The organism is Dactylosporangium sucinum, assembly GCF_014647515.1.
Taxonomy (GTDB): domain Bacteria; phylum Actinomycetota; class Actinomycetes; order Mycobacteriales; family Micromonosporaceae; genus Dactylosporangium; species Dactylosporangium sucinum.
Genome location: NZ_BMPI01000015.1, coordinates 181,987 through 190,830, shown reverse-complemented (window position 1 = coordinate 190,830; position 8,844 = coordinate 181,987). Strand labels below are relative to the sequence as shown.

Below are 8,844 nucleotides of genomic sequence, written 5' to 3'. Positions count from 1 at the left end.
TCGATGACCGTGCCGGCGACCGTGATGGTCATCGGGCCGGTGTACGGCGTGAGCGTCACCTTCTTGCGCGTGTCACCGGCCAGGCCCTGCGGGTAGCCGGTGTTGTGGGCGGCGGGGAAACCGGCCACCGTGTACGTCGGCGAGCTGCCGCCGCCCGGGGGCTGCGTCGTCGAGCTGGGCTGCGCCGTCGGGCTGGAGCTCGCCGGCGTGGGGGACTTGGAGCCGGAGGGCGAGGCCGAGGCCGAGGCCACCGGAGTGACCGAGGCCGAGGGGCCACTCGGACCGGCGGACGCGGACGGACCGGTGCCGGTGCTCGCGGAAGCGCCGGGCCACGCGCCGGTGCCGGGGAAGCCGTCCTTGCACGCGGTCAGTCCGCCGGTGGCCAGCAGCGCCATCGCGATCATGCCGACACCCGCGCGGCGGCGCATCGAGCTGGGGCGGGCCGCGGTGTGGAGCGGGGACCCGGCGGCGGGAAGCTGGGGAAGCCCGTCGGCGGGGGTCGGTGAGGTGTGGTGCGGGTTCATACTGTGGGAATCCTCCCGGTCAGTCGACATCCGTCAGTCGACGGCCATTGGCCTGTCGGAGCTTTTCGGCGTGAAAGGCGGTTGGGGTTCCATTCCTAACTGCGACTTTCCTTTGTCTGCGGCGACGCGACTGTCCATTCCGGATAACCCGAAACAGGCCGCGTCATGGGCGTCGTCGTTTTGGCGCCGTCCGAGACCATGCCGTAACCATTCCGTCGAAAGCATGCCACGGCGCAACGGGGGAATGGAATCCTGATGCGTAGATGAATTGCCACCTTTAGCATTCTTAAGTCGGGGCTAAGAAGCAGCACGACAAAGAAAGCCCACATAAGCCCTGGATCCGGCATATCGGTGCAGGTCAGGAGTGGTCCAGGTCACATTCGGGGAGTGCTGGAGAATGGCGATCCGCGTCGCCGGAAATATGCCATGAACCGTACCGCCACCGGGCCGTTCGACCTCATGGTCGCGGCTCGGGAATTCCAGCGACGGCCGGGCGGGTGGCGAAGTGCCGGCGGGCGAACGATGTCGAGCCGGCCAACTGTTCCCGGGCGGGCGCAACTTCCGCGCACCATCGGGCGAACCGGCGCCCGACCGCGCAGCGACCACGGCGCAATCCGGAACCACCGGCAACACCGGGGGCTGACCCCGCCGAAAGAACTGTCGGCGGGGTCAGCCGGCCAGGTGGCCCCAGCGGTGCTCCAACTCGTGCCACGTGCCCTGGGCCGCCGCGGTGCCGTCCTGGAGGACCACCACGCGGTCGGCCTGGGTCAGGGCCGCTCGCTTCGAGGTCGAGCCGATCACCGTCACGCCGTGCTCGCGCAGGGCGCTCCACAGCGCCAGCTCCGTCGTCACGTCCAGGGCCGAGGACACGTCGTCGGCGATGAGCAGCTCCGTGCGGGGCGCGAGGGCGCGGGCCAGCGCCAGGCGTTGGAGCTGGCCGCCCGACAGGCGGGTGCCCTTGTGGCCGATGAGCAGGCCCAGCCCCGCGCCCGCGGCGGCCAGGTCGTGCTCCAGCTGGGCCGTCGAGACGGCGCTGTCGGCGTCGACCTCGTGGCCCAGGCGGATGTTGTCGGCGACCGTCCCGGACAGCACCCGCGGCAGCTGGGCCACGTAGCCGATCTGGTTCGGGCGCAGGAACATCTCCGGCTCGGTCACCGGCTCGCCGTTCCACTTCAGTTTCCCGGTGTGGTGGACGATGCCGGCCAGGGCGCGCAGCAGGCTCGACTTGCCCGACCCGACGGGGCCGACGACCAGCACCAGCTGGCCGCGCTCGATCGACAGGTCGAGGTCGCGGACCGCCACCGTGCCGTCCTCGTGCACGGCCGTGAAGCCGTCCAGGTCGAGGCGGCGCAGCGGGTGGCGGGGCGCGGCCTTCGGGGCCGGCGCGGTGCCGGCCGACAGGTCGACGCCCTGGACCGCCGCCGCGTACTCGCCGACGCCGCTCATCGCGACCGTCCGGCGCGTCCACACGCGGGCCGACGGCAGCTGCGAGATCAGCGACGCCGTGGTCCAGGCGAACCAGCGCGCCGAGCCCAGCGTCGACACCGCGACGAGCGCGGCGCCCGGGGACAGCGCGCCGGTGAGCAGCAGCGCCCACGCCCCGATCGGGAGCAGGCCGCTGGCCAGGGCCGGGGTCGAGCGGGCCCAGACCTGGACCGAGATCTCGAACCGCTGGCGGTCGCTGCGGACCCGGTCGAGGCGGGCCAGGTGGGCGAGCACCGGGACGGTGGCCCCGGCCAGCTTGACCGTGCGCGCCGCGGACAGCGACGACACGAGCGACGTGGCGAACGCCGCCCGCGCGGCGACCGTCTTCTGCGCCGAGCGCTTCAGCGACGGGCCGAACAGGGTCGCGGCCAGCCCGGACAGCACGATCGTCCCGGCCATGAACAGCGCCGGCACGATCGAGCCGGACACGACCGTCATCGACACCAGCACGAACAGGCAGATCCACTGGTCGACGAGGTTGTCGGCCAGCACGACCACCCGCTCGGTGTCACCGCCCTGCGCGACGACCTCGGCCGGGGTGTGCTTGCTGACCCGGCGGGGGCCGGTCTGCCCGTGCACGAGCCGCAGGCTGATGCGCAGGAGCTGGCGGACCCACCACTCGGGGAACCACTTGCCCGTGTAGTACGGCAGGGCGAGCGGCAGCAGCAGGCCGCACACGATCCCGATGGCCGGCCAGAGCGTGTCGCCGGCGCCGTCGACCAGGTCGGCCCAGAGCCACGGCAGCACCGAGCCATCGAGGCCGAGCAGCACCATGACGGAGAACATCAGCACCGACAGGAGCCCGAACCGGGCGTCGTTGGTCGCCAGCTTGAAGATGTTCCACATCGTGCGCGCCCTGGGCAGGTCGGGCAGCGGCGGCGGGTCGGCCTTCGGGACGCTCACGGCGTCGAGCAGGGACGTCGGCCACGCACTGCGGGGCACGACCGGGGACGAGGCACCGCTCGTCGCCAGCAGCTCCGCGAAGCGCGAAGAGGCCGCCAGCGGCCCGGCCTCCACGACCTGGCCGTCGGCGAGGACCACCACCTCGTCGCAGTTGCGCACCGACGACAGCCGGTGGGCGACGATGATGCCGATCCGCCCGCGCAGCATCCGCTCGGTGGCCCGCTGCACCCGCTGCTCGGTCACCGGGTCGAGCCGCGCCGTCGCCTCGTCGAGGATCACGACCTGCGGGTCGCGGACCGTGATCCGGGCGAACGCGACGAGCTGCTCCTGCCCGGCCGACAGCACGTGGCCGCCCTCGCCGAGCCGGGTGTCGAGGCCGTCGGGCAGGTCGGCGACCCAGCCGGCGAGGCCCAGCTCGTCGACCGCCCGGGCGGCGGCGTCGAGGAGGTCCTCGTCGAACAGCGCGATGTTCTCCGCCAGGGTGCCGGCCAGGATCTCGGTGCGCTGCGGTACCACCGCGATGAACCTGCGCAGCTGCTCGACGTCGATGTCGAGGAGATCGGTGTCGCCCAGGAACACCGTGCCCCGCGGCAGGTCGACGGCCCGGGTCAGGACCTTGGCCAGCGTCGACTTGCCCGATCCGGTCCGGCCGACGAGCGCGTACGACCGGCCGCGGCGGAACGTCAGCGAGACGTCCAGCAGCGCCGGGCGGTGGGCCGTCTCGCCGTACCGGAACGTGAGCCCGCGGACGCTGAGGTCACCGGGCGTGGGCGCGACGCCGCCGGCCGGCTCCTGCTTCGAGTCGCGCAGCAGCTGGACGCGGCCCCAGGCGCCGAGCGCGTACTGCAGCTCCGGCACCATCCGGCTGGTGTGCTCGACGGTGGCGCCGAAGCCCAGCGCGAGCAGCCACACGGCCGTGAGCTGAGCGCCGTCGATCCGATCGGTCGCGAGCGCCCACACGCCGCCGAGCACGACCAGGGCGATGCCGAGCCGCACGACGCCGGACGCCGACGCGGTGACCGCGGCCGAGCGGTTCCACACCTTCCGGCCGCGGGAGAGCACCCGGCTGGCCCGCCGCGCGTAGAGACGCAGCACGTAGGGCCGGGCGAGCGTGGTCCGCACGTCGTCCTGACCGTGGATCGACTCCTCCATGACCGCGGCGAGATCGCTCCAGGCCTCCTCCTCGCCCATCCGCAGCGAGGCGATCTTCGCCGTGGGCTTGCGCAGCGCGATGGTCAGCCCGGCGGTCAGCACGAGCATGCCGACGCCGGCCGGCCACCAGACGAACAGGGTGGTGCCGATCGACAGCACGGTGAAGGCCACCGACTGGGCGATCCGCACGCCGCTGTTGCGCAGCTCGGCGGCGACCTGGTAGACATCGCCGTCGATGCGGTCGAGCAGCTCGCCGACCGGGGTGGTCTCCAGGGTCGGCAGGTCCTGACCGAAGGCCACACGACAGAGCCGCCGACGAACGTCGGCGGCCCAGTCGGCGGTCAGTCCGGCCATGATGAGCGATACCGCGAGATCGGTCAGCACGGCCGCGGCGAGCGCCACGGCCAGCACCGCGAACATAGTCCATGATCGATGGATCAGGACGGCCCCACCGACGGCCGCGGCCACGGCCTGGCCGACGGCGCCGAACACGATGAGGAGGGCCACGACACCGGTCCGGCCCGGTGACGTGGCCCAGAGGTCACGGATCAGGCGCATGGTGGATCCCCCGGGGTGTTTGGTGGCGGTGTACCAGCCTCCACCGATCCCGGGTCCGGCTCAACAGAATTTACTGTGGCGCCGCCAACAATCGATCGACGGTGTCGATCGTGGTGGCCGCGCCGAGCGATGTTGCGGCGGCCCGGTCGGCGTCGCCGAGGGCGGCGCCGGCCCGGGCGGCGACCGCCGCGGTCCACGGCCGGGTGCGGTCCGGCCCGCCGCGCACCGCGTCGGCCCCGGCGGCCAGCGTGACGGCCCGGGCCGGGTCGCCGAGCAGCAGCGCGATCTCGGCCGCGTCGTCGAGGACGGTGCCGACGACCGGGGCGTCGAACGATGCGCGGGCGTGCGCGAAGGCCTCCCGGAGCGCGGCGCCGGCGGCCGGGCGGTCGCCGTCCAGCGCCAGCAGCAGCGCCCGCCCGCTGGTGAGCATGGCCATCATCTGCGGCGAGACCCGGTGGTCGCCGACCAGCGCGAGGGCGTGCGCGAACCGGGCCCGGGCCTGGTCGAGGTCGCCGAGGCGCAGCGCCCGGTGCGCGAACGCGTACTCGACGAAGGCGATGCTGTCCGGCACCCCCGACCGCTGCGCCGTGCGCCGCGCCTCGGCGAGCGTCTCCTCCGCCTTGTCGAACCGGCCGAGCAGGCCGTACAGCTGGGCCAGCCGGACCTCGGTCACCGGGCGGTCCTCGGTGGCGCCGAGCTCCCGGAGGTACCGCAGCGCCTCCTCGAAGTGCCCGATCGCCTCCTCGTGCCGGCCGTCCCGGGCGATGACCTCGGCCAGCGCCGCGAGCGCGAACGCCATGCCCCACCGCTCGCCGAGCGCGCGGAAGCCGTCCAGCGAGGCGCGGAACTCGCCGGCCGCCTCGCCGAACCGGCCGCCGACGTTGAGCAGCGTGTGGCCGTGCAGCAGGTGGCCCAGGCTGGCCGTCCACGGCTCGGGGTCGTCGGCGAGGCGCTCGATGCGGGCCATGACCTCGGGCGTCGGGCCGTCGCGGAACAGGCCGGCGACCGCCTCGAACAGCCGGAACATCGAGTTGGGGCCGCGGTAGGTGAGCGCCTCCCGGAACCAGTCGTTCAGCATCGTCGTGTCGCCGAGCCCGTCGAACCCGTTGACGGCCGCGACCCCGCAGGCGAGGGCCCGCACGTCGGGGTCGACCTCGCCGGGCAGCATCAGCGCGGCGGCGGCGAGCGCGGCGCCCTCGACCCGGTGGCCGCCGAGCCACCAGTACCAGCCGACGCCCGCGACGAACCGGGTGGCCGTCGCGGCGTCGCCGTCCGCGATGGCCCGGCGCAGCGCGCCGTGGACGTTGTCGTGCTCGGCGCTGATCGCGGCGAGCGCCGCCAGCTGGTCGCGGGTGCGCAGCCGGCCCTCCAGCCGCTCGATCAGGTCGAGGAACCACGCCCCGTGCCGGGCCCGCAGCGCCGCCGTCTCGCCCTGTTCGTCGAGGCGCTCCAGGCCGTAGGCGCGGATGGTCTCCAGCATGCGGTACCGCCCGGCGTCGTCGACGAGCAGCAGCGACTTGTCCACGAGCGTGGTGAGCAGTTCGAGGGGGTCGCCGAGCTCGCCGCCGGGGTCGCAGACGGCGGCGGCCGACTCCAGCGTGGCCCCGCCCGGGAACACGGCCAGGCGGCGCAGCATCGCCCGCTCGGCCGCGTCGAGCAGGTCCCAGCTCCAGTCGACGGTCGCCCGCAGGGTCTGGTGCCGGGGCAGGGCGGTGCGGCTGCCGCGGGTCAGCAGCCGGAACCGGTCGTCGAGCCGGTCGGCGATCTGGGCCGGCGCCAGCGTGCGGCACCGGGCGGCGGCCAGCTCGATCGCCAGCGGCATGCCGTCGAGGGCGCGGCAGATGCGGACCATGGCGGCAACGCTGTCCCGATCGGTCGCGAGCTCCGGCCGTACCAATGCCGCCCGATCGAGGAAGAGGAGCACCGACGCGAAGTCCCGGGCGCTCGCCGGATCCGCGTCCGCGGGAGGCAGCGGCAGCGGCTCGACCGGGTGCAGCACCTCGCCCGTGATCCCGAGCGGTTCGCGGCTGGTGGCCAGCACGTGCAGGTCCGGGCCGGCGCCGAGCAGCCGGTCGGCCAGCTCGGCCGCGGCCGCGACCACGTGCTCGCAGTTGTCGAGGACGATCGTCAGGCGCCGCAGCGCGAGCGCGTTGCACAGCCGGCCGGTCGAGTCGGACCCGTCGCGGCCGGCCGCCAGCAGCCCGGGCGCGGCGCCGCCGGCCGGGTCGCGCATGCCGAGCGCCGCCCACACCGCCTGCACGACGTCGGCCGGGGCGGTGACCGGGGCCAGCTCGACGAGCCACACGCCGTCGGGCGGCGCCGGGGCGAGCGCCCGGCCGGCCTCCAGCGACAGGCGCGTCTTGCCCGCCCCGCCCGGCCCGACGAGCGTCACCAGCCGGTTCGACGCGACGGTCCGGGCCAGGTTGCGTACCTCCACGTCCCGCCCGACGAAGCTGGTCAGCGGGGTGCGGAGGTTGCCCTGGACGGCGGGCTCGCCGGCCCGCAACAGTTCGAGGTGCAGCCGTGCCAGGCTCGGCGCCGGGTCGGTCCCGAGCTCGTCGGCGAGGCGCCGGCGGTACCGCTCGAACACCATGAGCGCCTCGGGCGTGCGACCCTGCTGATGGAGCGCGCGCATGAGCAGCCCGGCGATGCGCTCCCGGTGCGGGTGGGCGGCGGCGAGCGCCTCCAGCTCGGGGATGTCCGGCGTCCCGGCCTCGGCGACGGTCAGTCGCAGCTCGTCGAACCGGACCCGCCAGCTCGTCGCCCACGGTGCGTCGCCCGCGTCGGCGAGCGCGGTCCCTCGCCACAGTTCCCCGGCTGCCTGGGGCTGTCGCTCGAACCGGAAGCAGTCGACGTCGTCGGGGTCGACGTCGAGCAGGTACCCGGCCGGCCGGGCGTGCAGGACCCCGTCGGGCAGCAGCCGCCGCAGCCGCGAGACCAGCGACTGCAGCGCGTTCCCGGCGCCGGCGGGCGGCTGGTCGCCCCAGATGCCGTCGATGAGCCGCCCGGCGGTGACGACCTTCCCGGGCTCCAGGGCGAGTAGAATGAGCAGGAGCCGCAGCCGCGCGCCGCCGATGTCGATGGTCCTGCCCTCGCGGTCCCTGACCTCCAGGGGCCCGAGCAGTCTGATATCCATCATGCGAGGAATTCGTCGACCAGCGCGGGAAGCTCGGGGGCGGCCATGACGTCGTAGTGGGTCCTCCCCGGCAGCACCGCGAGCCGGGCCGCGGCCCGCAGCGCCCCGTCCCACCCCGCGTCGCGCTGCCCACCGCCGAACAGCCCGTAGAACTCCGCGATGTGCGTGACCGGAATGGAGTCGGCATCGGCGAAGATCAGCATGGTCCGGGCTCGGATACCGGCGATCTCCTCCGACCAGTCATACTCTTTGCGCACCATCTCGCCCATCTTGGTCACGAGCCGGGGCCAGTCCTCGGGCCGCGGGTTGACGGCCTCGTATCGCGCGTAGAGGGGACTCTGGCGCATCTGCTCGGCGGCCGCCGGTCCGAGCTGCGCCATCCCCTCCCTGACCTCGGGATACCACCCGGCACTCTTGGCGGCGGTGGAGACGACGACCAGGTTCCTGACCTGCGCGGGATGCTGGATGGCGACCCGGAGCGCGGTCCCGGCCCCGAGCGAGTAGCCCATGACGTCGACGGGCGTGCCGAATCGCTGGGCCACGAGCCCCGCCACGTCGTCCGCCAGCGTCTCGTAGGCGAGCGCCCGCTCGACGTCAGCCGTGTGCCCATGCCCCTGCAACTCCACGGCGACGACTCTCCGCCGCGCGGCGAGCGCGGGCAGCAGGTCCCCGAAGAGGGGAATCGACCAGAATCCCCCGTGCAGGAGGACGAGCGGCGCGCCTTCCCCGAACTCCTCGAACCACAGGGAAACCCCGTTCACGTCGGCGTACGTCATGGTCCGAGCGTATTGCTAGGGTGGCGGTGGAGGCGTGCGGGTGGCTGGTGCCCCTCCCGGTCTTCAAAACCGAGGTGGTCCGGCATCCGGGCCAGGCGGGTTCGATTCCCGTCCGTCTCCGCCAACCAGCTGTGCTACGTGCGAACCCCGGCGACCGGGCCTGCGGCCCGAGCCTCTCGGCGTACCCGACCTCGTCATGACCTGCCGGTAACGCCGGCCGGGGCCTGTACGTCCGCGCGGCCCGCAGCGCCCGCCCTCCGGCGATGACCGCCATGATGGCTGGAAACTTCTGGTCGTCCTGGCCGCCAGA

The 8,844-nt window shown here is 73.8% G+C and carries 3 protein-coding genes, 1 tRNA gene and 1 pseudogene; 1 reads left to right on the top strand and 4 read right to left on the bottom strand.

What is annotated here, in order from left to right; translation table 11 throughout:
- The 4 genes and pseudogenes from IEZ31_RS18035 to IEZ31_RS18020 all read right to left on the bottom strand — a co-directional run.
- Positions 1–524 (bottom strand): annotated as a pseudogene (locus IEZ31_RS18035) (hypothetical protein); the annotation flags it as partial.
- 669 nt (positions 525–1,193) lie between these two features.
- Positions 1,194–4,622: an ABC transporter ATP-binding protein gene (locus tag IEZ31_RS18030; RefSeq protein ID WP_190251025.1), complete on the bottom strand. Its 3,429-nt coding sequence runs from the start codon at positions 4,620–4,622 to the stop codon at positions 1,194–1,196.
- A 70-nt stretch (positions 4,623–4,692) separates the two neighbouring features.
- Positions 4,693–7,761: an AfsR/SARP family transcriptional regulator gene (locus tag IEZ31_RS18025; protein ID WP_190251024.1), complete on the bottom strand. Its 3,069-nt coding sequence runs from the start codon at positions 7,759–7,761 to the stop codon at positions 4,693–4,695.
- Positions 7,758–8,534 carry an alpha/beta fold hydrolase gene (locus IEZ31_RS18020; RefSeq protein WP_190251023.1) on the bottom strand — a complete coding sequence of 259 codons (777 nt, stop codon included), beginning with the start codon at positions 8,532–8,534 and terminating at the stop codon, positions 7,758–7,760. Before IEZ31_RS18020 ends, IEZ31_RS18025 begins: the two co-directional genes overlap by 4 nt.
- A gap of 28 nt (positions 8,535–8,562) precedes the next feature.
- Between IEZ31_RS18020 and IEZ31_RS18015 the strand changes: the two genes are divergently transcribed.
- A tRNA-Sec gene (locus IEZ31_RS18015) sits at positions 8,563–8,658 on the top strand.
- Positions 8,659–8,844: the final 186 nt, after the last annotated feature.

Bases quoted from the DNA above. Each gene is read 5' to 3' on its own strand.
- IEZ31_RS18030 (WP_190251025.1), bottom strand. From the start codon at position 4,622: ATGCGCCTGATCCGTGACCTCTGGGCCACGTCACCGGGCCGGACCGGT.
- IEZ31_RS18025 (WP_190251024.1), bottom strand. From the start codon at position 7,761: ATGATGGATATCAGACTGCTCGGGCCCCTGGAGGTCAGGGACCGCGAG.
- IEZ31_RS18020 (WP_190251023.1), bottom strand. From the start codon at position 8,534: ATGACGTACGCCGACGTGAACGGGGTTTCCCTGTGGTTCGAGGAGTTC.